18 protein-coding genes and 1 pseudogene are annotated in these 22,432 nt (G+C 64.0%); 9 read left to right on the forward strand and 10 right to left on the reverse strand.

Annotated features, from left to right (window positions below; genetic code table 11):
* Window positions 1-11: 11 nt before the first annotated feature.
* From AC1TPF_RS02185 to AC1TPF_RS02200, 4 genes and pseudogenes are all read right to left on the reverse strand, one after another.
* Window positions 12-86: pseudogene (locus AC1TPF_RS02185) on the reverse strand (hypothetical protein); the annotation flags it as partial.
* A 129-nt stretch (window positions 87-215) separates the two neighbouring features.
* Window positions 216-1,184 carry an antibiotic biosynthesis monooxygenase gene (locus AC1TPF_RS02190; RefSeq protein WP_482136732.1) on the reverse strand — a complete coding sequence of 323 codons (969 nt, stop codon included), beginning with the start codon at window positions 1,182-1,184 and terminating at the stop codon, window positions 216-218.
* Window positions 1,185-1,217: 33 nt separating this feature from the next.
* Window positions 1,218-3,938 carry a molybdopterin-dependent oxidoreductase gene (locus AC1TPF_RS02195; protein WP_482142455.1) on the reverse strand — a complete coding sequence of 907 codons (2,721 nt, stop codon included), beginning with the start codon at window positions 3,936-3,938 and terminating at the stop codon, window positions 1,218-1,220.
* Window positions 3,935-4,759, reverse strand: a complete 825-nt coding sequence (locus AC1TPF_RS02200) for an FAD binding domain-containing protein (RefSeq protein WP_482142457.1) — start codon at window positions 4,757-4,759, stop codon at window positions 3,935-3,937. Before AC1TPF_RS02200 ends, AC1TPF_RS02195 begins: the two co-directional genes overlap by 4 nt.
* 228 nt (window positions 4,760-4,987) lie before the next feature.
* Between AC1TPF_RS02200 and AC1TPF_RS02205 the strand changes: the two genes are divergently transcribed.
* The 4 genes from AC1TPF_RS02205 (at window position 4,988) to AC1TPF_RS02220 (ending at window position 9,393) form a co-directional block, all read left to right on the forward strand.
* Window positions 4,988-5,449 carry an SgcJ/EcaC family oxidoreductase gene (locus tag AC1TPF_RS02205; protein ID WP_482136729.1) on the forward strand — a complete coding sequence of 154 codons (462 nt, stop codon included), beginning with the start codon at window positions 4,988-4,990 and terminating at the stop codon, window positions 5,447-5,449.
* Between the two features lie 117 nt (window positions 5,450-5,566).
* Entirely contained in the window at window positions 5,567-5,971 is a 405-nt protein-coding gene (locus AC1TPF_RS02210; RefSeq protein ID WP_482142458.1) for a hypothetical protein, read from the forward strand.
* A gap of 253 nt (window positions 5,972-6,224) precedes the next feature.
* On the forward strand, window positions 6,225-8,282 hold the full coding sequence (locus AC1TPF_RS02215) for an Hsp70 family protein (RefSeq protein WP_482142459.1): 2,058 nt from the start codon (window positions 6,225-6,227) through the stop codon (window positions 8,280-8,282).
* 136 nt (window positions 8,283-8,418) lie between these two features.
* Window positions 8,419-9,393 (forward strand): FUSC family protein, encoded by a 975-nt coding sequence (locus AC1TPF_RS02220; protein WP_482142460.1) that lies wholly within the window; start codon window positions 8,419-8,421, stop codon window positions 9,391-9,393.
* Window positions 9,394-9,413: 20 nt separating this feature from the next.
* Here the strand turns inward: AC1TPF_RS02220 and thiD are convergent, their stop codons facing one another.
* The 3 genes from thiD to AC1TPF_RS02235 all read right to left on the reverse strand — a co-directional run bounded on the left by thiD (window position 9,414) and on the right by AC1TPF_RS02235 (window position 13,267).
* Window positions 9,414-10,226 carry a bifunctional hydroxymethylpyrimidine kinase/phosphomethylpyrimidine kinase gene (gene thiD, locus AC1TPF_RS02225; RefSeq protein ID WP_482142462.1) on the reverse strand — a complete coding sequence of 271 codons (813 nt, stop codon included), beginning with the start codon at window positions 10,224-10,226 and terminating at the stop codon, window positions 9,414-9,416.
* Window positions 10,227-10,295: 69 nt separating this feature from the next.
* Window positions 10,296-11,585 (reverse strand): APC family permease, encoded by a 1,290-nt coding sequence (locus tag AC1TPF_RS02230; protein WP_482143995.1) that lies wholly within the window; start codon window positions 11,583-11,585, stop codon window positions 10,296-10,298.
* 47 nt (window positions 11,586-11,632) lie between these two features.
* Entirely contained in the window at window positions 11,633-13,267 is a 1,635-nt protein-coding gene (locus AC1TPF_RS02235; protein WP_482136723.1) for a SpoIID/LytB domain-containing protein, read from the reverse strand.
* Between the two features lie 309 nt (window positions 13,268-13,576).
* Here AC1TPF_RS02235 and AC1TPF_RS02240 point away from each other — a divergent pair, with 309 nt between their 5' ends.
* Window positions 13,577-15,571: an N-acetylmuramoyl-L-alanine amidase gene (locus tag AC1TPF_RS02240; RefSeq protein WP_482136722.1), complete on the forward strand. Its 1,995-nt coding sequence runs from the start codon at window positions 13,577-13,579 to the stop codon at window positions 15,569-15,571.
* A 114-nt stretch (window positions 15,572-15,685) separates the two neighbouring features.
* Here AC1TPF_RS02240 and AC1TPF_RS02245 read toward each other — a convergent pair whose 3' ends face one another.
* Together AC1TPF_RS02245 and AC1TPF_RS02250 are read right to left on the reverse strand one after the other, a co-directional pair.
* Window positions 15,686-16,516: an HAD family hydrolase gene (locus tag AC1TPF_RS02245; protein ID WP_482142463.1), complete on the reverse strand. Its 831-nt coding sequence runs from the start codon at window positions 16,514-16,516 to the stop codon at window positions 15,686-15,688.
* A 1-nt stretch (window position 16,517) separates the two neighbouring features.
* Window positions 16,518-17,276, reverse strand: a complete 759-nt coding sequence (locus tag AC1TPF_RS02250; RefSeq protein WP_482142465.1) for a lysophospholipid acyltransferase family protein — start codon at window positions 17,274-17,276, stop codon at window positions 16,518-16,520.
* Between the two features lie 199 nt (window positions 17,277-17,475).
* Between AC1TPF_RS02250 and AC1TPF_RS02255 the strand changes: the two genes are divergently transcribed.
* A complete protein-coding gene (locus tag AC1TPF_RS02255; RefSeq protein ID WP_482142467.1) occupies window positions 17,476-17,904 on the forward strand; it encodes an STAS domain-containing protein in 429 nt (142 codons plus the stop codon).
* A gap of 47 nt (window positions 17,905-17,951) precedes the next feature.
* Window positions 17,952-18,401 carry an ATP-binding protein gene (locus AC1TPF_RS02260; RefSeq protein ID WP_482142468.1) on the forward strand — a complete coding sequence of 150 codons (450 nt, stop codon included), beginning with the start codon at window positions 17,952-17,954 and terminating at the stop codon, window positions 18,399-18,401.
* Here AC1TPF_RS02260 and AC1TPF_RS02265 read toward each other — a convergent pair.
* Window positions 18,389-19,159, reverse strand: coding sequence for a lysophospholipid acyltransferase family protein (locus tag AC1TPF_RS02265; protein ID WP_482136717.1), 771 nt, complete (start codon window positions 19,157-19,159; stop codon window positions 18,389-18,391). The genes AC1TPF_RS02260 and AC1TPF_RS02265 overlap by 13 nt on opposite strands.
* Before the next feature lie 94 nt (window positions 19,160-19,253).
* Here AC1TPF_RS02265 and AC1TPF_RS02270 point away from each other — a divergent pair, with 94 nt between their 5' ends.
* Window positions 19,254-20,816, forward strand: coding sequence for a Rieske 2Fe-2S domain-containing protein (locus AC1TPF_RS02270; protein ID WP_482142470.1), 1,563 nt, complete (start codon window positions 19,254-19,256; stop codon window positions 20,814-20,816).
* A gap of 102 nt (window positions 20,817-20,918) precedes the next feature.
* Window positions 20,919-22,412, forward strand: a complete 1,494-nt coding sequence (locus AC1TPF_RS02275; RefSeq protein ID WP_482136715.1) for an FAD-dependent oxidoreductase — start codon at window positions 20,919-20,921, stop codon at window positions 22,410-22,412.
* Window positions 22,413-22,432: the final 20 nt, after the last annotated feature.

A 22,432-nucleotide genomic window follows, 5' to 3' on the forward strand; every position in this document is an offset into this window, starting at 1 on the left:
AGACCGTCGATCCCGCCCGGTAGGTCCGAATCCATGACTTTGGTGGAGTTGTAGGCGAGGGCACGCTGACGTGCCGTGGTGGCCACCCATGTTCCATCAGCCGGCGAGCGTCAGGCAGGCGCCGAACGCAAGAACAGTTCTCCTGAACGTCATGAGCACCTCACTGCCGACAAACGGATATCGTGAGCAACTCTAACGGACGGGCGGATAACGACTCAGGGCAACGACCAGAGCACAACGGTGACCAGGTAGAAGACCACCACCCACAATGCCGTCACGGCGGCGACGATGCCCCAGCCCCACGAATTGGTCCACCGGGCAGTACGTTCCGGCCGTGGCCAGAGCCATACCTTCAGGAGTTTGTTCACGTAATAGGGCATCGTGAAATAGCTCATCAGGAAGCTCGAGAGGAGGTTGCCGATCAGCAACCCGAGCCACAACGGCATCTCGAGCGGTGACAATGCCAGCGACAAGAGCACCACCGTCGGATACAGACCCACCCAAACCGCGATGGACGTCTTGAAGCCCGACGGGGGCGCCGCCTCATTTCCCTTGTCGTCGAAGGCAAACCAGCTGCCGAAGGAATTGTCGATGGTCCGCAGTTCGAAATCACTGAACCGCTCACCTTCCGCCAACAGCTCGCGGCGCTCGGCGGAGGTCAGCCAAGCATCGAGATCTGCGGCGTTGTCGTACCGGTACAGCGCGGTCCATTCGTCCTGCAGACCTTCGATCGGCCGGAACAACTCGGATCCGCGGAACCCGTCGAACTTCGTCTCGGCCTTCTCCAGGCGGCTCTGCCAGGCCAAGAAGTCGTCCACGAGTTCAGGTTTGACCCGATGGGTCACAACCACCGTCACCAGCGGGTCCGCTGCCTGCGCGCCACCGCTGATCACCTGCTGGGTGGCGGGTCCGTCGACGTAGTCGCGCCCGCGATCCAGGAGTTCCTGACGAGTCACACTGTTGATCCAGGCCTGCAGATTGGCGACGGAGTCGAAGCGGTAGACGACCACCCAGTCCGGCTGACGGTCGGTGGGCTGCGCAACTTCCGCCGCGACGAACCCCGGATAGACCGAGGCCGCGGCATTCATGCTGTCCTGCCAGATCGAATACGCCGATTCAGCTCCGGGCCGCACCTTCTGGCCGATGATGACCGTCGCTACGGTGTTGATCGTTTCGGCGCTCATCGCCATCTCCTAAAGAGGTTCGTCGAATGTGAATCAGGCTGGTGCCGCGGTCGATCGGGACGCCCCGAGACGGTGGAAGATCCGATCCGGGGTGAGCGGAAGCTCTCTGTACCGGACGCCGGTCGCGTCGAAGACAGCATTGGCCAGCGCCGGGGCCACCGGGTTGATACAGCACTCCGCCATCCCTTTGGACCGCATCGGGCCCACCGAATCGTGCGACTGAACCAAGATCACCTCGGTACGCGGCACGTCGGCAAACGTGGGGATGCGGTAGTTACGCAGGTTCGGGTTCATCATCGTGCCGGTCTCATCGACGTGGTAGTCCTCGGTGAGCACGAATCCGAGCCCTTGCGCCACACCACCTTCCACCTGACCGCGAACCTGGGCCGGGTTGATCACCACGCCCGGATCAGCCGCCTGCACGCTGTACAGGATGCGGATCTCGCCAGTGATCCGGTGAACCGCAACCCGGAATCCGTGGGTGTTCGACGTGACGCTGCGCGGTGATCCATACGCCTTTCGGGCCTCCGTGAACTTGATCCCGCGCCGCGCCCCGACCTCGACGATCTCGGCAAGCGTCAGTCGGGTACCACCACAGAGAACACCGTCGTCGTCCATCGCGCAGCCGGCGAGCGGTTCACCGGTATGCGATGCCGCGAATGCCAGGATCCGGTCCCGAAGTGCGTTGGATGCGTTCAGAACCGCGTTGCCTGCGACGAAGAGGCCGGCGCTGGCAAAAGCACCCGTGTCGAAACCTGTTCGGTCCGTGTCGGATTGGATCAGCCGCACTCGTGACGGCGTGGTGCCCAACTGGTTTGCGCAGATCTGGACGTGCGCGGTCGAGGTACCCTCACCGAACTCGACCGTTCCGACGGCCAACTCGTAGACGAGGTCGTCGCCCAGGGTCGCCCACGCCTCCGAGATGTGCTCGGTCGGCGGCGCGGTCTCATGGATCGAACTCGCGGTTCCGACCCCGATCAGCCAGTCATCACCCAGCGGCACACCATTATTGTTGCGCGCCAACGCCGCATCGACCAGATCGATGCATTCACCAAGGCCGTCTTCACTGAACATCACATCGTCCGGACCGTCTTCGAATGCGATGAGAGCATCGCCCGGACGGATGATGTTCCGGCGCCGAACGTCCATCGGGTCCATGTCCAACAGGACCGCCAGCTCGTTCATCGCGGATTCGACCGCAAAAGCCGGTTGCGTCATCCCGTACCCACGCAGCGCACCACTGGGCACCGTGTTGGTGTAGACCGAATAGGCGTCGTATTTCTTGTTGGCGCAACGGTAGAGCATCACCGCGGCGCTGCCCGCGAACAAGGTCTCACCACCGTGGTTACCGTACGCACCGGTGTTCGAGACGTTGCGGACCTGGAATGCGGTGAGCGTTCCATCCGCCTTGGCACCGAGCTTGACCGTCAGCTTCATCGGGTGTCGCGGGGATGCCGTGGTGAACTCTTCGGTCCGGGTGTATTCGAGCGATACCGGCGCACCGGTGTCCATCGTTGCCAATGACACCAGGTCCTCGGCGATCACCTCCTGTTTGCCACCGAAGCCGCCGCCGACCCGTTTACAGAACACCCGTAGCTGGTCAGGACGCAGATCGAACAGGTGCGCGAGCTTGACCTTGGCAATGGACGGAGACTGTGAACTGGTCCGGACATTCAGGCGACCGTCCTGCATCCACGCAATCGATCCGTGGGTTTCCAGATGCGCGTGCTGCACCCGGGGTGAGGCGTACGTCCGCTCGTGGATCACATCGGCCTCGGCGAACCCGGCCTCGACATCACCGACGTGCCCGTGGATCTCGAGCAGGATGTTGTGTTCTGGGTCCTGAACGAAGGGGTCGGACGAACCGTGCAGCGCAGGCGCACCCTGCGACATCGCGTCTTCGGGATCGAAGACCGCGGGCAGCAGATCGTATTCGACCACCACCTGACGGCAACCCTCCTCGGCGGCACCGACGGTCTCGGCGAGTACGGCCACAACCCGTTGCCCAACGAACCGGACGACGTTGTCGAGGATGTAGGTGTCATCCGGATCGACGAGGTGGTCGGTGTGGATGGCGGTGGTGAACAGTTTCCGGGGAACGTCCTCCCACGTGTACACACGGTGCACGCCGGGCACGGCGAGGGCCGCGGACTTGTCGATGGACACGATCCGGGCATGAGCGTGGGGCGAATGAAGCACCTTGAGGTGCAGCATTCCCTCCATCTCGACATCCATCGTGTATTCGGCGCGGCCGGTGACGATATCCACGGCAGCCGGTGCCCCCACGCTGGTTCCGACGGCCTGGCCCGGCTTTGCCTCCTCGATCTCCGAGACGCCGTTGACGGCGTCTTCGATCGCCCGATAACCCGTGCAGCGGCAGAGGTTTCCCTTCAGCGCACGCGGCAGGTCCTGTTTCTGCGCATCGGTGAACGCCGCCGCCGTCATGATCATGCCCGCCGTACAGAAGCCGCACTGAAAACCCGGTGCCGCACAGAAGTTCTTCTGCATCGGATGGAGGTCTTCGGGAGTGCCAAGGCCCTCGATGGTGGTGACCTCATGGTCGTCGGCCCGGAACGCCGGTGTGATGCAGCTGTGGATCGGACTGCCGTCGAGCCACACGGTGCAAGCACCACAGTCACCGCCGTCGCAACCCTTCTTGACTCCGTGATGGCCCAGATCACGCATGAAGGTGCGTAGACACTGACCCGGATCCGGCTGTTGCTCAAAGGATTTACCGTTCACCGTGTACGTCATGCCACACCGCCTGCCAATTCGATCCGGATCTCTTCGGCGAAGTGGTTCGCCAGGTGCCGCCGATGATCGGGCTTGCCGTTCGGGTCGTCGAACCAGAGCTCGCTCGGCAGCGCATCGATGGTGGCGCGCAAGGTGGCGGCGTCGGGGGTCGTGTCGAACGCCAGCCGGACCGGCCTGGTGGTTCCGGCGGTGATGGTCAGCAGCAGATCGGTGGTGCCCGGTGTCTGTGTCCCGACCATGAAGATCGTGGAACGGCCCATCTTGGTCAGGGTGAACCGACGGACGGCATACCGTTTGCGCAACGCATACGCCGGAATGGTGATGCGGCGCAGGATCTCACCGGATGCCAGTACGTTCTCATGGTTTCCGGTGACGAACTCGGCCGCATCAACCGTCCGCTCACCACCGTCGGCCGCCCACAGGGTGTAGGTTGCCTCCAGCGCAACGGTCATCGTGATCATCGGACCTGCAGGCAGGGACATGACGACGTTGCCGCCGACTGTTGCCGCGTTCCAGACCTTGAACGACGACAAGAACGCTTCACAGCTGGTCGCCAACAACGGCCCGGCCACCCAACCATTCGGGGGCACAAAGGCATACAGATCGCGTATCGTGCAGGTGGCGCCGATCTGCAGGCCGTCGACATCGGATACGAGCGGCTGCCAACCCAACGAGGTGAGATCAACCAGCCGACGTAGATGCGGCTGGTCGTCGGAGAACAACCACGTTCCACCAGCAAGCCAGGCATCGCCGGTGCGCCAGATCTCCCCCGGTCGCTGCGGTGGGCGCCGGACAACGTCCGTGACAGTGTTGATGTCCATGAAGGACTCCCTCTGGGCAGGTGATGCGCAGGGATGCCATTGCGCCGGTGTAAATGTACGCGACCAACAACTCTGATGTGCACCAAAGAACATTTCGGGCAACTTGCGGATCATCAAGCGCCCGTTACCGATACGCGTTTTTAGCCGCGTAACGTCGGTCCAGCTCATCCGTTCGCACTACACACGTTAGCTTGACTTAAAGCACACTTGAACTCCTAGTGTCATCGTATGACTGAATCGAACCTGCCTACGGACACCACCCGACCGACTCTGCACCGAGCCGACGACAACGACGAGGTGGCAACCGCGGTTGCGCTCCTCGTCGATCGGCTACAAAACGCAACGAATGCCGATCAATACGACTCGCTGTTCGCCTCAGATGTGCTCTGGGGAAGCCCGAAAGGCCAAGTACTCCAGGGATACTCACTTCTCAACACGATTCATCGGTCCCTGATGGGCGGCAAGGTACCCGCAGCACCGACGTCCGAATTTCAGGCAGTTCAGAGCATTTCCCCCGCACCCGGGGTGGTGGTGACACACATCCGGAGGCAGGCGTTGTCCGCGGATGGCGAGCCCGACACCACCGGATTTTCGGAGATGGCCATGTATGTACTGGTGAACAAGGACGACCAGTGGTGGCTCGCGGCCGGCCAGAACACCCCTGTCAGCGATGTACTACCGAACCAGTAGATCGATACCCGGAAACCTCTTTCGCATCCACCGGAACATTCGGCGCGTTCGGACTCTCCTATCAACAACACCGCAAGCGAGACCATCGCGAGCACCCACACCAACAAGGAGAACCACATGTCCGACAACAGCATGCCCGAGATCAGCGAAGACGCCACCGTCCTGGAGGTCTTCGACGTCGACAACGACGGCGTGACCGAATCCGCCCTCGTGGACGTCGACGGCGATGGCGTCGGCGACGTCATGGTCCAGGACTACGACCAGGACGGCACCGCAGAGACCCTCGCCTTCGACACCGACGGCGACCAGCACTTCGAGACCGCGGTCTCCGACTCCGACCAGGACGGGATCGCCGACACCGTGTTCCTCGACGAGAACGCCGACGGCGAACACGACATCGCATTTGTCGACGACGATCAGGACGGCGAGATCGACAGCGCCTATGTCCACGAGACCGGCACCGACGAATGGACCGAAATCGATCCCGACAGCGTCGAGACCCCCGACACCAGCGCCCTCTGAGTCGGCGACAACCAACATCAGAGGAACCCGACGTCCGATTCCGACGGCGACGGGTTCAGCGAGACCAGCGCATCCGACCTCGACCAGGACGGCATACCGGACGGCTTCAAAATCCTGTAGCCGACGCTGTCTCAACCGTCGTCTGGCAGTACGACATTCACCCACAGGACAATCGGCTGCCGCCAACGCCTATATGCCTTACGTTGGCGGTGGCCGACTCCGATGGCCAACTCACTTCGAAAGGAACCCACCGATGTCGAATCAATGGTGGCTGGCGATCGACTTCGGTACGTCGAATACCGCCGCGGCCGGATACGAACCCGGTTCGGGTGCCCCGTCGGTGGTGCCGCTCTCCCACAACAGCGACATCATGTCGTCGTCGGTATACGCGGATTCGTACCGCAATGTGCTGGTCGGCGAGGCCGCCGTCAACCAGGCCGCAGGCAATCCCGCCGCGTTCATCACGCACCCGAAACGGCACATCAATGCCGGCACGGTTCCGGTCGGAAATCTTGATCTGCCACTGGAGAACCTCATTGCTGCCGTGCTGAATTCGGCAATGAATCGAGCGGTGGAACGCCGCGGCGGTACCCGGCCCAGCCGGTTGATCCTCACGCACCCCGTGGCCTGGTCACCCGAAGAGATCGATGTTCTGACCCGGGCGGCCGAGTTGATCGGATTCGACCGTTCCGCGATCACTCTGATCTCCGAACCCCGCGCCGCGATCGCGCATTACACCCGGGCCATCCCTTCAGGGGAAGCCGCAGGCAAGACGATTGCGGTAGTCGACTACGGGGGCGGCACATGCGATGTCGCCGTGGTCAAGATCGGTGATGCGACGTCCACACCCGGTTCGATCGACCTGATCGCGCACGACGGAAGCAACGGCCTCGGCGGCAAGAACCTCGACGCCATGATCCGGCGGTGGGTCGACAAACAGCTCACCTCACGCGCACCCGAACTCCTGGAGTATCTGCGGACAGCGGCAAACCTGTCGACCAAGCGCGCCGTCGACGACAACATCCGACGCGCCAAGGAGCTGCTGTCCGAATCGCCGCGCGCGGTCATCAACATCAGTGCAGGCGGGCACGAGGCCATCCTCGAACTGACACGCGGCGAGTTCGAGCAGCTCATCGCCGCCAACGTCGACTCGGTTGTCGACCTCACCCGGCGGACACTGGCTCGCGCCGGTGCCGGCGGTGACGTCCAGATCTACCTGACGGGCGGATCCTCACGGGTGCCACTGGTCCAGCAGCGCCTCGGTGAACTCGGCACGGTGGCAACACTCGACAACCCGAAGACGGTGGTCGCACTCGGAGCCCTCGAAGCCCTCGTCGCCGAGTCGGATTCGGCCGGTGCCGCGGGCGCACCGCTGCCGACGCCACCGATCGTCGGTGTTCCGTTGTCCAAACCCGCAACCCCGGAAACGCCGTCCGGTCCACCGCCACCGAGTGCACCGGGCTGGGGCACACCGAGTTGGGGCTCGACCGAGGCACCGGCACCGGCACCGGGTGGCGAATATGTGCCCACCGCCCAATACAGCACGAATCCCCAATATGGTTCGGACCCCCAGTACGGTTCGGATCCCCAGTACAGCTCGAACCCCCCGCCGAGTTATGCCGCCGCCTACGGCTCGCCGCCAGAGCAGCCGGTCCCCAACCCGAACCGCAAGCGCAATCTCACGATAGGTGCGATCGCTGCGGTTGTGGTTGTGCTGGTCGCTGCCATTCTCGGAGTGGCCATCGCCAGTTCCGGCGGGGACAACGACCCCAAAGCCGGGCCGGCAAGCTCGTCGACCACATCGACGGCGAGCACCACCTCGACCAAATCCACGACCACCACCAAACGCCAGGAACCCACGACAAACGCTTCCACAACACCTGGCGCCCTTGGTGCAGACGACCAGGGGCTGGTCGACGCCAACCCGGATCTGTTCGACGCCGACACCTGCCAGACGGTGGACCGTCCGGACTATGCCGTCGCCGCGATCATCTGCGCGCCGGCCCGTGGCGTACTCACCGAAGGCACCACGGGAGCACCACCGAGCGCCATCGCCCTGTTCGACGCAGGTACCTCCGACATCAAGGCCATCGCCGACACCGCGTATGCGGAGAGCAACACCTCCGAGTTGTTCACCCAGACAATCGACGGCGACCCGGTGTACGCCTACTTCGACACCTTCGACGACAACACCGTTGCGTACATCATCTACTCAGAAGTCAACGGAACCATCACCTGGTGGGTCACCGACAGCACCGACCAGGAAGCCTTCGCCGCGTGGTTGCGCTCGGCCCAGATCTGCCTGTGCTGAACCGAGTTCGTCCGGGTGGGAAATGGTTCCTCAACCAGCGCGCCTACCTGACCGGACCCTGCTAGCGTTTTGACAAGGCACATCCGGCCGCCCCGATATCCCTGAGCCGGATCAGCTGCGAAAGGCGTTGTGGCCCATGCCCGAGAGACCGCTCTTCGCATGGAGCCGTATCGGGGCGGGCCTCGGCGCGGTGGCCGCCGTACCCGCTGTGGCGGTCGCGTTCTCTGACCTCGCCGCGGCCGCCGCCCTCGGTGTAGGTGTACTACCTGCCGCCGTGGTCGGAATCCCACCACGACGCAGACAACGCCTCGTTCTGCTGATCTCCGGTCTGCTCATCGGCGTACCGATGATGGCCGGTTCACTGGTGGCCCCATACCCGGTGCTTGCCGTGCCGGTGATCTTCGGGCTGGCGCTGGGCGCGGTGCTCCTGGCAGGTGTCGCCCGGTTCGCCCGGCTCGGGCTACTGATGATGACCCTCGCGGTACCGATGGTCGGCGTCGGCCTCAGCTACGACGGTCTCGGCGAATCGGCAAGACTGACTGCGCTTTTCGTCGCCGGTTCCGCCTTTGTCTGGCTGGTCTCCCTGGTGCTGCCACAGCGGGAACCCGAGGCTCGGGACGCTCCACCCGAGGGACCGGGGATGGCATACGGACTGCGATTGGGCGCAGCCGGAGCGGTCGCGGCTGCGATCGGTTTTGCACTCGACTTCGACCATGTCGGATGGGCCTGCGCCGCAGCGCTGATGGTGATGCGTCCGGCGCGAGGCGTTCAGATCTCCCGCATGGTCGGACGTCTGGCATCGGTTATCGCCGGCGGCGCACTGGCCGTACTGCTGATCGAAACCTCGCCACCCACGGTCGTTTACGCAGTCGCCTTTGGACTGACGCTGACACTGACGGCTGCCACAGCAGGCTCGAGGTTCTACATTCTGCCCGCATTCACGACGTTCTTTGTGATCATGCTGCTGGGATTATCCAATCCCGACAGCGCGCCCTCCCGGCTGTTCGAACGGCTCGGCGAAACCGCACTCGGTGTGGCGATCGCGCTGTTCTTCGGGATTCTGCTGCCGGCATTGATGTTTCGGGCACCGGACGGCGAGCGATCAGACTGACCGCCATGTTCAGCGCACGATCACGCGATCCCGATTGACGGTTGGGGCATGTTCGTGGCGATCCTGCCCACGATCCCGGCCCTGGTGAACTCCTTGGCCACCCGAACCGCGTCGAGCACGTCCGCTCCCTTGGCGAGTTCGGCCGTGATCGCGGCGGCAAATGTGCAGCCGGCGCCGGCAACTCGCTCTTCACCGATCTTCGGTGCCCGGAACTCAGTGAAATCAACACCGTCGTAGACGACGTCGACGGCATCGGTGCCCGGTAGTTCCATTCCGCCCTTGACCACGACGTATCGGGGTCCGAGGTCGGCGATACGCCGAGCTGCCTCTTTGAGGTCGTCCACACTCTCGACGCTCTCCATGCCGGCAAGGGTGCGCGCCTCGAAGAGATTCGGTGTGACCACCGTGGCCAGCGGGAGGATCTCACTGCGAAGACCGTTGTCCGTGTCGAGGGCAGCGCCCGGTTCTTGCCCTTTGCAGATCAGGACCGGATCGACCACGATGTGCCGCCAGGTCTGCTTCGCGAGCGCGTCGGCGACCACGGCGATCGTCTGCGGCGTCCCGAGCATGCCGATCTTCACCACATCGAGATCGTGCGCGCTGGTGGCAGCTTCGATCTGATCGACGATGACGTCGGGATCCACCGCAACGAAGCGATGCGCCCATCCGGACTTCGGGTCGAACGAGACGATGCAGGTGATGGTCCCGACGCCGTACGTCCCGAGCTGCCGGAAGGTACGCAGGTCAGCCTGTAACCCGGCGCCGCCGGTGGCCTCCGACCCTGCGATCACGTACGAAATATGCGGCGCCGTTCCGTCAGCTTCTGGACGCATGGGGTCATCTCCTTGTTCTTGGTACGTGGACCATTGTCCCAGCTGCCCGAACTCGCGATGACTCCGCCGTCAACGGGCGATCACACGTCGCAGTCCGTAGACCGCAGCGCCGCATGCCAGGACCACAAGCCCGGCAATGACCGACGCGGCCGGTAGTGAGGCCGCCAGGACAACACATCCGACCAACCCGAGCACGGGTACCACCCGCGGTGGCCGGCCCTCGTCCTTCCGCAGAGTTGCCGCGGAGAGGTTGGCGATCGCGTAATAGATCAGGACCGCGAACGACGAAAACCCGATCGCCTCACGTAGATCCGCGGTCGCGGCCAGTACCGCCACCACCAGCCCGATCACCAGTTCTGCGCGGTACGGGACCCCCGTCGCCGCGCGGACCGCGGCCAGCGAATGCGGCAGATGTCGATCACGCGCCATCGCCATGCTCGTCCGCGAGACGCCGAGCAGAACCGCGAGCATCGACCCGAGGGCAGCCACCACCGCTCCGACCCGGACCACCGACTCGAGCCCGGGGGCGCCGGCTGCCGTCACCGCATCGACCAGTGGCGCAGCCGACCCGGCCATGTTGTCGGCGCCCAGAACACTGAGCACCGCCACCGCGACCACCAGATAGACAAGCAAGGTGATCCCCAGTGCCGTGGGGATCGCCCGCGGAATGGTCCTGGCGGGATCGCGCACCTCCTCACCCAGCGTGGCGATCCGCGCGTATCCCGCGAACGCGAAGAACAGCAAGCCGGCTGCCTGAAGTACACCGGTGACGGTGACATCGGTGAACGGGTCGAGCCGATCGGGTTGCGAGGCGTCCGATGAGAGGGTGGTGACCACCACGGCCGCAAGGACGGCCAGAACCACCGCCACGATCAGCCGCGTGACCAGCGCCGACTTCGCAACACCCAGACAATTCACGGCGGTCAGGAGCACGACGGCAGCGACCGCGACGGCATGGGCGTACTGCGGCCACAGATAGAAACCGACCGTCAGCGCCATCGCGGCACACGAGGCGGTCTTCCCGACCACGAATCCCCAGCCCGCGAGGTAGCCCCAGAAGGCGCCGAGTCTTTCGCGGCCGTAGACGTACGTCCCACCCGACACCGGGTAGAGGGCGGCGAGCCGCGCCGACGACGTCGCATTGCAGTAGGCGATGACCGCGGCGATCGCCAGACCGATGATCAGCCCGGACCCGGCCGCCGCGGCGGCAGGCGCCAATGCGGCGAAAATACCGGCGCCGATCATCGATCCGAGCCCGATTGTCACGGCGTCGAATACGCCAAGTCTGCGATGGAGTTGCCCGGCGGCGGCCGGACCGGGTTCGCTCACGCGCCCAGTATCCCCGCCTGGCCCCGACATCCGCCCGATAGAGGGGCCCCGAGGCAACATTGCCCTCGGGGGTTCACTCACGGGGATGAAGTTGGGGCGAACCCTTCGGCAAGAGCGCTCAGCGCATCCTCGACCGGCAATCCCAAGACGGTTTCGCCGCCCTGAAGCAGGTAATTCACCAAGGCCACACCGGCCAGCGCATGCGCGCCGCTTTCCGGGCTGAAGAACACGGCACCGTTCTGGAACTGCTGCACCGCACCGGTTCCCGTGACAGTGGGTTCGACCGGTCCGAGGGCTGCTCCGAGTAGTCCTGCGGGACCGCCCAATTCGGAAAACTTCGTCCCGATGGCGGCCTCTGCCAGTGCCAGCAATTGACCGAGCAGTTCGTCGGTACCGGTGGAGGAATCAGGGGTTCCCGGCGTGCCCGGGGTTGTCGGAAGCGTTGGGATGGCCGGTAACGCCGGCGCGGCCGGTGTGCCGCCGACGCCCGAGGGCGGTGCGATGATCGCGGGCGGGCTCACCTGTCCCTGCACGGAGAAGAACGACGACTTCAGCTGCAGTCGCGTGCGAACCTCCTGCGCGGGAACGTCGACGCTGCCTCCGGTACCGCTGATCCGGATGGTGGCGGCCCGGCCGGACTCTGCACCCATGCCGTAGGCCTCGATCACGTCGAAGCCGGTCAGGGATCCGACGCCGAATTCGCCTGCGATGCTCGCCGAACTGACCGAGGCGGTCCACTCGTGGTGCGGTGAGATCGCGTCACCCTCATCGATCACGGCCGGAAAGTCGCGTCCGTCGGTCGCGCCGCCGGTGGAGGAGGAGAATTCGGTGAACGCCGGTTTTCCGTCCTTGAGCAGGATCTCTCCGGCGGTGGCGTCGACCGCGATGTTGGAGCGGGGGTCTTCGGCACCGAATCCGCCGTAGACCTGAGAGTTCATGGTGTCGTCGATCGGCTTGCTGATATCCATCGAAGCCAGTGCGTAGGTGCGGGCGGCAACGGCCTGCGCCTTGAGCGCCTCGGCGCCACCCTCATCGGCCCAGGTCACGATGCTCTCTTTGGGCACAACACCTTTGACGTAGTCGTCGAGCGGAACGACGTTGATCACGTTGCCGCCATCAAAACCGAGCGAACCACGGACTGTCTGATCGGAGCCGCACATCCGGAGCAGTTCCGCTGGCGGGCGTCCCGGGCCCGGGGTGATCGGTGAGACCAGGGACCGCGAAAGTTCGACGGACTGGACCACCGGACCACCACAGCCGGTGGTGATGGTGGCGGTGGAACCCGACAGACTCACGGCCTGCCCGGGTGCCACCGCCACATCACCAACCCTCATTCCGGCGTCCGCGAAGACATTGACCGACGACTCGCCTGTGAGAATTACCGAGACGTCGACGTTGTCCACCTTCCCCGCGGTGGTGCCGCCGTAATAGTGACTCAAGATCTGAGTCGAGGTCCAACCCTGTTTGGCATAACCAAACGCGCCCCACTGGCCCATGCCGCGGCCGTGCCCGTTACCGTGCCCGACCAGCGTCACCTCGCCACCGACCGCAAGCGAAACATCTGCTTCGACAACCCGCGGAACCACCCATCCGGCAGCTCCGACGGCCATCAACAGGGCCACCCCGGCCACTGCCGGCCGCCGCAACCGGGCACCGTACGCAGCCCGGCCCCCAATGGGTCGAGTGGTGTACAGGCCTGGGATACGCGGCATGGCTGTCCCTTCGCAACAGTTTCGCCCACTGCGGCTTCACACACACGCATCAGCACGCAATGTGACTAGTGGGACTGAAGTGACACTAGTTGCTATTTCCGAGCCACAGAAGTCACAGGACATAACAACAGCATCACGAGTTTCACGCCACGCCGGTCTAGGTCGTGGACTTCGGGCCGCACAAAAGACACGATTTGCCGGTCTAACAAGTCGAAGGGGAAGTCGACGTTGCGCAGGACGCCCCCTTTGGCGTGCTCTCACACGTCGGTGATCACCAGCTCGACCAGTGCGACAAACAAGGAGAACTACGTGCGCTATCGCCGCCCCAAACCCTCGATCGTCCTGGGCACTGTTGCCGCCGTCGTCGTCGCAAGCCCGGTCGCCATCCTGGTCGGAGGCAGTGCGCCGAACTTCGCTGTTGATCCCAGTGATGTGCCAACCGCGCAGTCGGTCACCCCGACGACCATCAACCAGGTCAGCCTGAACGACGTTCCGACGCTTGTTCTCAACCTGGTGAAGTCAGGACTGGCGGATGTGGGTGTGACGCTCCCGCCGATCGACATCTCCGGGATCGAGCTGCCCGACATCCCACTGGAGATCCCGAGCGGCCTTCTCCCGTCCACCACCGCGCCCGCCACCACCGTCCCGGAGTCCACCACTCCTTCCAGCGGCGCACCGGCCCAACCCGCCGCACCCGAGGGCGCACTGGTCAAAGAGATCAGCCAGGACACCCCATTCTCGATGGTCGGACTGACCTGGGACGGACTGGCCGACACCGCCGCGTTCATCCGCGCCAAGGCACCCGACGGATCATGGGGCCCATGGCTCTCGGCCGACAAGATTGACGGCGTCAGCGACAAGGACCCGAACAAGCAAGGCACAGAACCGATCTGGATCGGTGAAGCGAACGTCATCCAGATCGCCGTCACCAACGACGGCGTTGCCGCTCCGGGCAGCGGGCCGGCCGACCCCGCCGCCGGACCGTCCGGAACCCAACCGTCGACGACCTCCACGTTCACCACACCTCCGGTGCCGCAACGCACCGAAACCTCGATCCCGACATCGACGGTCGCTCCGGGTGAGATCGCGCCCCGCGTATTCACGCCCAAGGACCAGCCGTTGCTGACCACCACCGGTGCACCCCAACAGGATCTGGTGCAGGCCCTGTCATCGATCAGCGCCGCACTGATCTCGCCCGGAACGAGCGCACCGATCGCAGAAGGTCAAACTCCTGCCGCAGAGGTCGCCCCTCCCGCCGCACCGGCAGTTCCCGGTGTCCCGCAGGTGATCTCCCGGGCCCAGTGGGGTGCCGATGAATCGCTGCGCTGCTCGGAGCCGACATATGACGACGCGTTGGAGGACACGGTCGTCCACCACACGGCAGGCTCGAACGACTACACCCCCGAGCAGTCCGCCGAGATCGTCCGCGGCATCTACGCGTACCACGCGCAGACCCTGGGCTGGTGCGACATCGGATACAACGTGCTCGTCGACAAGTACGGCCAGACCTTCGAGGGCACGGCCGGTGGACTCGACAAAAACGTCCAGGGCGTCCACACCGGCGGGTTCAACGAGGACACCATGGGCCTGGCGATGATGGGCAACCTCAACGAGGTGCAGCCGACACCCGAGATGATCAACGCGGCCGGAACCTTCCTCGGATGGAAGCTGCGACTGGCCGGACTCGATCCGAATGGACAGAGTTCGCTGGAATCCATCGGATTCCCGGGTGGCCTGTACGCCGCCGGTGAGACGGCAACGGTGTCGATGATCAGTGGTCACCGCGACTTCTACAGCACCGACTGCCCCGGCCAGTTCGGCTACGACGCACTGCCACAGATCCGCGCGATCGCAGCAGGCAACGGCCAGTTGCCGACCGCCAATCCGCAGGTCCTGTCCACCACCGACACCGGCGCCATCGCCCAGCAGTGGATGACAACCGGCGGCCCTTCCGGCGAGCTCGGCAACGCGACAACCGTCGAGCAGACCACCCCCGACGGCACCGCCAAGTACGCCGACTTCGAGAACGGCAAGATCTACTGGTCCGAGGCCACCGGCGCACAGGTGATCAAGGGCGCCATCGAGACAGCTTGGGCGGCACTGGGATTCGAAACCGGATCCCTGGGCCTGCCGACGTCGGGTGAAACCTCCGGACCACAGGGCATCAGCCAGTCGTTCCAGGGCGGAACGTTGATCTTCAACCTGATCACCGGCATCGTCGAGGTGCTCCGCATCTACATCGACGAGTTCAACAACAGCTACAACCAGCAGCGCGACCTGGCGACCACCGCACCGCCTGCCTGACCCAAGAATCCGCTCCACCTACTTGTATTCGCTCCTGTTACACAACGGGAGCGGACGCAGGTAGGTGGAGCGGATTCCTTTTTGGATGTCAACCAGCGGATGAGAACGAGCGGGTCAGAACCAGCGGGCCAGAACCTGGCCCACGCCACCGTCATTGTTGTCCGGGGCGATCTCGTCGGCCGCGTCGATGGCGGCCTGATGCCCGTCGGCCATCGCGAAACCTCTTGTCGCCCAACGCAACATCTCGATGTCGTTGGGCATGTCACCAAAGGCCACCGACGCATCGACCGGCAGATCACGAAGGCGTGCAAGCACTTGAAGGCCACTGGCCTTGCTGACCCCGGGCGCCGCGAGTTCGATCAAGCCGCTGTCGGTGGAGTACGTGACGTCCGCGAGATCGCCGACGACCGAGGCCATCCGGCGAGCCATCTCATCGCTGGTCATCTCCGGACGCCGCACCAGCAGCTTCACCGCTTCTTGTGACAGCACATCGGCTTCACTCATCTCGATGTGATCCGGGTTGAGCCAGGCGTGCTGGTAACCCGACGTCGCCACAAACGGTGGGGTCGCGGCGTCGTGGGCACTCTTGCCGACCCTCTCCACCGCCAGTCCGCATCCGGGAATCTGTCGGTACGCAAACTCGGCCAGCTTCTCGAGCACGGATGCGCCCAGGGTTTGCGAGTGCAGGATGCGGTCGGTCGCGACGTCATAGACGATCGCACCGTTGGCGCACACCGCATACGGTTCGACGTCGAGTTGGTCGGTGATCTCGGCGATCCATCGGGGCGGACGTCCGGTGGCGATCACGAAGGTGGCACCGGCGGCAGTCGCCTTGTTGATCATCGAGCGCACCAATTCGGGCACCAGGTTGTTGTCGTCGATGAGCGTGCCATCGACATCGCTGGCGATCAGTGTGGGCGGGCCTACGAACTCCGGGGGCGGCATTTCATCCATTTTGCCTTTTCGCCAACCGCGCGGCTGCGTCGGCCATGTCCATCGCTTCGGCCTCCTCCAGCGTCGGGGCGCTCCCACCGAGGCGGGCCGGCACCCAATATGCCCCGGCCGGGTGGTCGCCGTACCGCTCCTGGACCTCGAGCAGCATGCACTGCATGGTCTGCTTCAGCATGGTGACCAGCGCGTCAGTGGTCGCGGTACCGGCCGCAGGCGGCGCGATCGGATCTCCGAACGCGACGATGACCGGCGTCTTGGTCCTTCCCAGATTGCGCGGACCACCCTTCGCCGCGATGCGTTGGGCTCCCCAGACGATCACCGGCACAATCGGAGCCTGCGCATCAATCGACATCCGCGCCACACCCGACTTGAACCCCTTGATCTCAAAACTCCGGCTGATCGTCGCCTCGGGATACACGCCGACCACTTCCCCACTGCGAAGGGTCCGCACCGCGACCTCGTATGCCTGGGCGCCCGCGGTCCGATCAACCGACACCGTCTTGGTGTGTTTGATCAGAAAGCGCATGACGGCAATCTTCTCCATCTCCGACTTGATCATGAATCGCACGCGCCTGCCGCAACGGTGAACGCCCAGTGCAGCAGGCAGGAAGTCGAGATATCCCGTGTGGTTGATCGCCAACACCACTCCACCGCGGGCCGGCAGCTTGTCCAGGTCGACGAAGTCGAGCTTCAATCCCTGCGCCCTGACCAGCGTCTTCGCGGTCATTTCGAGCGCTCGGAATACCGGTTCCATGGCGGACAGCCTAATTCAGGGCAGCGCAGGCGCAGCCCGATTTCCGCGACGTCGCGCACCTGATCTTCCGTGTGTTCAGGGCTACAGCGGCATGCCACACAGGACTTCGGCCCCGCCAACATCAATTGTGCAAATATGAACGAGGCCGGTTCACTGATGAGCCGCCACGTTCATCTGACACACGGCACAAGGGGTTTCGATGGACTCGATCGACAAACACTCGACTCACACTCGCGAAGACAACGATTTACCCGCCGGAAGCGGACTGACCATTGCCGCCGACCGCCAGGGCGGACTGGTTGTCTTGACCGTGCGCGGCAGCATCGACGTACTGACCGTCCCGCAGTTGTCCGATGCCGTCGGCGAAGCGATCAGCGGGGTCCCCACCGGACTCATCATCGACATCTCGGCCGTCGACTTCCTGTCCTCTGCAGGCATGACGGCACTGGTCACGGCGCACGAGAACATCGCACCGACCGGACGCCTTGCCGTGGTGGCCGACGGACCAGCAACTGCCCGGCCCATGCACCTGGTCGGGCTGGACCAGACCGTCACCGTGTACGCCACGGTGGACGAAGCTATAGCCCAATTAGGTGAAGAACGCCGCGCCGACCCCTACACCGCATAAAACCCACTCCCCCTGGGTAACACCGAAGGGTGGATGGCGACCAAACCATGACGAACCTGCCGATCGAGAACCCGCAGCTCGCGTTCACCGACGTGACTGCCGATCCGGCAGCGGCAACTCGGCTTCGCCAACACCTGGCGAGCTGGCTGCAAGACGAGGTTCCCGAGGCCGATGGCCACGCCGACGCGATCGCCCTTGCGGTGTACGAAGCCCTGGCCAACGCCGTGGAACACGCGTACGCGCATCTCGCCGGACCGGGGACGATGAACCTGCGCGCCATCTATGACCGGTACGACTACCTGCTCAGTGTGACCGTCCAAGACCACGGCCACTGGCAGCAGGCGAAGGCATCATCCTCCGCGGGACTACGCGGGCGAGGGATCCCATTGATGCAGGCGCTCTCCGATCACCCGCGCATCAACCCGACCGCCTTCGGCACCACCGTCATCCTGGAATGGAACGTCGGTCGCGATTCTTCGCGACCTCAGCCGCCGTGACCGGCCTCGGTCCGGGCGGCTCGTTTGGCAGCCTTCTCGGCCTGCTCATCGGCGTCCATCTGATTCGCTTCCTCCAGCGTCGGTGCACCGCCGCCGAGACGGGCCGGAACCCAGAACTCACCCTGCGGATGCGGGCCGTACGATTCCTGAAGTTCCAGCAACAGCTCGCTCATCACCCTGTGCAGCTCTGCGGTGACCGCGGCCGGATCGCCGCTTGCGTCGACAGGCTTGCCCACCCCGATCGAGATGGGGATGTTCGTCCGGCCCAGTCGCTTGGGATGGCCCTTGGTCCACACCCGCTGGGCGCCCCAGACCACGGTCGGAACGATCGGCACGCCCGCCTCGTGAGCCATCCGGGCCGCACCCGACTTGAGCGCCTTGATCTCGAAACTGCGGCTGATGGTGGCCTCGGGATACACACCAACGAGTTCGCCTGCCCGCAAGTAGTCGACCGCGGCCCGGTAGCTCTCGGCGCCGGCGCCACGGTCAACCGGGATGTGCCGGAGGCTGCGCATGATCGGTCCGCTGATCTTGTTGTCGAAGACCTCTTTTTTGGCCATGAATCGGACCTTGCGTTTACCCTGCACGAACGCGGGCAACCCGGCGTAGGTGAAGTCGAGGTAGCCGGTGTGGTTGATCGCGATCACCGCGCCGCCGGTTTTCGGCACATTCTCGACGCCGGTTACCGTGAACGTCAGCCCCTCGGCCGCCCACAGCGAACGGGCCAGGGCGATGACTGTGTCGTAGACCGGTTCCATTCCGCGAGCTTAGCGTTGGCTGGCAGGCGGCCATCCCCATGCGGTCGATACTCTGGGGACCGCAGCAAGAGCACCACAATTTTGGAGGCAGTACGTGCAGGTCACGAGCGTTGGACACGCAGGATTCCACATCCAGACGGCAGCGGGGTCCATCCTGTGTGATCCATGGGTCAACCCCGCATACTTTGCGTCGTGGATCCCATTTCCGGACAACAGTGAGCTGGACTGGAAAGCCCTTGGCGACTGTGACTACCTCTACGTCAGCCATCTGCACAAGGACCATTTCGACGAGCAGAACCTGCGGGACAACGTCAACAAAGACGCCACCGTCCTGCTGCCCGACTACCCGGTTCCCGACCTGCGACGGGCGCTGGAAGAACTCGGTTTCCACAAATTCCTGGAGACCGAGGACTCGGTGAAGACCACGGTCACCAATGACAAGGGCAGCCTCGACGTCATGATCGTGGCGTTGCGGGCACCCGCCGACGGCCCGATCGGGGACAGCGGGATCGTCGTCTCCGACGGTCAGACCACCGTGTTCAACATGAACGACGCCCGGCCGGTCGATCTCGACGTCATCACCGAGCAGTTCGGTCACATCGATGTCCACATGCTGCAGTACTCGGGCGCGATCTGGTATCCGATGGTCTACGACATCCCGAAGCGTTCCAAGGCCAACTTCGCGGCGCAGAAACGTCAGCGCGGCATGGACCGCGCGCGGTCGTACATCGAACAGGTCGATGCCACCTGGGTCGTGCCGTCGGCCGGGCCGCCGATGTTCCTCGACGAGGAGCTGCGGTACCTCAACGACATCGAGAACGACCCCACCAGCATCTTCCCGGATCAGGAAACGTTCCTCGATCAGATGAAGGAACACGGCACCGACGACGGCGTCAAGCATCGCGGGCTGATGATGGTCTCCGGGTCCACCGCGGAGTTCACCGGTTCACAACTCGACGAGATCAGCCATCCGTACCCGCCGGAACAGGTCTTCGGCAAGAACAAGGCCGACTACCTCGACAAGATGGCGGTGAAGTTCGCCCCGATCATCGCCGCGCAGAAGGCAACCTGGGCACCGGCCGAAGGTGAACCACTACTCGAGCCCCTCAAGTCGCTCTTCGAGCCGATCATGGCGCAGAGTGATCAGATCTGCGATGGGATCGGTTACCCCGTCGGGCTTGTGATGGGCGACGAGACAGTCGTTCTCGACTTCCCCAACCGCACGGTCCGTGAACCCAAGGAGAACGAGGGCAAGTACCGGTACGGCTTCCGGATCGCACCCGAGTTGGTCCGGACCGTTCTGCGGGACAACGAACCCGACTGGGTGAACACGATCTTCCTCTCGACCCGATTCACCACGTGGCGCATCGGCGGATACAACGAATACCTCTACACCTTCTTCAAGTGTCTGACCGATGAGCGAATCGCCTACGCGGACGGATGGTTTGCCGAGGCGCACGACGATTCGTCGTCAATCGTGAAGGACGGCTGGGAGATTCAGCGACGCTGCCCCCACCTGAAGGCCGATCTGAGCAAGTTCGGTGTCATCGAGGGCGAAAAACTGACCTGCAACCTGCACGGCTGGTCGTGGGATCTGCGCAGCGGCCGTTGCCTGACCTCGAAGGGTCACGAACTCCGCAGCAGCAAGGTCGAGTAGTCGCCAGATCTCTGTTCAGATCGGTGGGCATTGGTCGAAGACGCCAACTCGGACTGATTCGCAGCGTGTTTGGTCGGCCCGTCATCGGGGTATGGCGATCCGGTGTCCTCATTTTGGCGTGACCGAGTCAATGTCGAGACGCCCTCGGGAGCAGTCACCGACACCCGCTACGAATACGTCGTGGTGGGGGGTGGGATCACCGGGCTGGCCACCGCGCTACTGCTGTCACGGGCCGGCTCCCAGGTAGCGGTACTGGAAGCCCGCCACGTGGGTTTCGGCGCCACGGGCAACACGACCGCAAAACTCAGTTTGCTGCAGGGCACGCGGTTGTCGAGCATTGCGGCCAAACACACGGCCGACACCGTCAGACGATATGTCGAGGCCAACTTCGAAGGTCAGCGATGGTTGCTCGATCTGATGCGCGACAAGGGTGCCGCGTTTCAACTCAGGGACGCGTACACCTACGCCCAGTCCGACGACGGTATCGAGGCCGTCGAAACGGAGTTCCGGGTCGCACGACGAGCGGGATTGCCGGTCCAACGTGTGGACCAACTCGACACGGCATTCCCGGCGCGCTCGGCGGTGGTCTTGACCGATCAGGCCCAGTTCGACCCGATGGATGTATTGGCGGTTCTCGCCGCAGAGGCGCAAACGCAGGGCACCGACATCTTCGAGAACGTCCGGGTGCGGTCGGTCCGCACCGACCGGGGCGACCAGGTCTTGGGCACCGATCAGGGCGATGTACGGGCCGGCACAATTGTATTGGCAACCGGTACACCAATTCTCGATCGTGGTGGATACTTTGCGCGGCTCCATCCCGAAAGGTCTTACACCGCCGCCTTCGACGTGTCCGAAGAGCTTCCCAGCGGAATGTTTCTCTCAGCCGACCAGCCGTCGCGGTCGGTCCGTACCGTTCCGACCACCGAGGGCGAGGTGTTGCTCACCGGCGGGGCGGGCCACACCGTCGGCCGGACCCGATCTGAACAATCACTGGTTGACGAACTCATCGAATGGACCATGCAGTCATTCCCGACCGCCCGCCTCCGAGCTCGTTGGTCGGCACAGGATTACGTCTCCATCGACGAGCTGCCCTATGTCGGTCCGCTCGTTCCTGGGCACGACAACATCGTGGTGGCCACGGGGTACGCCAAATGGGGGATGTCGAACGGGATCGCGGCCGCACTCATGCTGTCCGGGCAACTACACGGAGCCCACAAGTCCTGGGCGAGCGCATTCAATTCTTCTCGCTACCAACAGCTTTCAGGACTTCCCACCGCCGCGATGATCAACGGTGCTGTCGGACTGGAATTGGTCAAGGGTTGGGTTGGCGCCGCGATCGCCGGTTCACCGGAGTCGCACGCATCGGCCACCGAGCGCACGGGCGAGGTTCGCAGGGACGGTGCACATCCGGTAGGGGTCTGCACCGTGGGTGGCAGGCAACACCGGGTTTCCGCGATCTGTCCGCATCTGTTCGGGATTCTGAAGTGGAATGACGCCGAATCATCCTGGGATTGCCCACTTCACGGGTCACGCTTCCGTCACGATGGCGAGATCCTCGAAGGACCTGCCACGTCACCGCTGCGCCGGCTCAAGTGATCAGCCGTCGCTCGGGGATC

The sequence above is a fragment of the Williamsia sp. Y853 genome, from assembly GCF_056786495.1.

Coding starts and splice junctions, on each gene's coding strand:
- AC1TPF_RS02190 (WP_482136732.1), bottom strand. CDS start 1,184: ATGAGCGCCGAAACGATCAACACCGTAGCGACGGTCATCATCGGCCAG.
- AC1TPF_RS02195 (WP_482142455.1), bottom strand. CDS start 3,938: ATGACGTACACGGTGAACGGTAAATCCTTTGAGCAACAGCCGGATCCG.
- AC1TPF_RS02200 (WP_482142457.1), bottom strand. CDS start 4,759: ATGGACATCAACACTGTCACGGACGTTGTCCGGCGCCCACCGCAGCGA.
- AC1TPF_RS02205 (WP_482136729.1), top strand. CDS start 4,988: ATGACTGAATCGAACCTGCCTACGGACACCACCCGACCGACTCTGCAC.
- AC1TPF_RS02210 (WP_482142458.1), top strand. CDS start 5,567: ATGTCCGACAACAGCATGCCCGAGATCAGCGAAGACGCCACCGTCCTG.
- AC1TPF_RS02215 (WP_482142459.1), top strand. CDS start 6,225: ATGTCGAATCAATGGTGGCTGGCGATCGACTTCGGTACGTCGAATACC.
- AC1TPF_RS02220 (WP_482142460.1), top strand. CDS start 8,419: ATGCCCGAGAGACCGCTCTTCGCATGGAGCCGTATCGGGGCGGGCCTC.
- thiD (WP_482142462.1), bottom strand. CDS start 10,226: ATGCGTCCAGAAGCTGACGGAACGGCGCCGCATATTTCGTACGTGATC.
- AC1TPF_RS02230 (WP_482143995.1), bottom strand. CDS start 11,585: ATGTCGGGGCCAGGCGGGGATACTGGGCGCGTGAGCGAACCCGGTCCG.
- AC1TPF_RS02235 (WP_482136723.1), bottom strand. CDS start 13,267: ATGCCGCGTATCCCAGGCCTGTACACCACTCGACCCATTGGGGGCCGG.
- AC1TPF_RS02245 (WP_482142463.1), bottom strand. CDS start 16,516: ATGCCGCCCCCGGAGTTCGTAGGCCCGCCCACACTGATCGCCAGCGAT.
- AC1TPF_RS02250 (WP_482142465.1), bottom strand. CDS start 17,276: ATGGAACCGGTATTCCGAGCGCTCGAAATGACCGCGAAGACGCTGGTC.
- AC1TPF_RS02255 (WP_482142467.1), top strand. CDS start 17,476: ATGGACTCGATCGACAAACACTCGACTCACACTCGCGAAGACAACGAT.
- AC1TPF_RS02260 (WP_482142468.1), top strand. CDS start 17,952: ATGACGAACCTGCCGATCGAGAACCCGCAGCTCGCGTTCACCGACGTG.
- AC1TPF_RS02265 (WP_482136717.1), bottom strand. CDS start 19,159: ATGGAACCGGTCTACGACACAGTCATCGCCCTGGCCCGTTCGCTGTGG.